This window comes from Petrotoga sp. SL27 (genome assembly GCF_002924605.1).
Classification (GTDB): domain Bacteria; phylum Thermotogota; class Thermotogae; order Petrotogales; family Petrotogaceae; genus Petrotoga; species Petrotoga sibirica.
On the sequence record NZ_JAIP01000059.1, the window covers coordinates 1 to 484 of the forward strand.

At 39.0% G+C, this 484-nt stretch carries 1 protein-coding gene; it reads left to right on the top strand.

The window, feature by feature from the left end:
• A partial coding sequence (locus tag AD60_RS10270; protein ID WP_158248432.1) for a hypothetical protein occupies window positions 1–200 on the top strand: 200 nt, incomplete at its 5' end.
• Window positions 201–484: the final 284 nt, after the last annotated feature.

Sequence of the window (484 nt, forward strand, 5' to 3'; positions counted from 1 at the left end):
ACAAGGCTCATACTATTACTTTCCTCAACGTCCCTATCTTCACCGTGGTTTCCCCTGCTTCTGCCTATGACAAGAATTATGCTTTAACCCTTTTGGAAAAGGTTGTTAAGTACTTGGATCTTAGTGGGTTTAACTTCTTAGCTGATGCCGCAGGAGTCTTCTTTCTTCAAAGAGATTTACAAGAAACGTACTTTCATTGAATCCATCTTTTCCAGGTTAGAAAGCAACAACGGTACTACTTCTTTGAAATATACAAACGCTGTGCAACTCGAATGCAACCTTTCTAACCTTTTCCTTATCGCTTTTCTTCTTTTAGCTCACAAGATGGGTAGGAGACGATTTATTATCTTCTCCTAAAACGCTTATGTATGAAACAGCTTCTTAGCTTGTTTCTTTAGAAAGTTTAAAACCTTTTCAATACTTCCCAAATGAACGGTTACTCCTTGGTGGGCGTGAGCCTGTCTTCAACCGTACTTCTTTCATG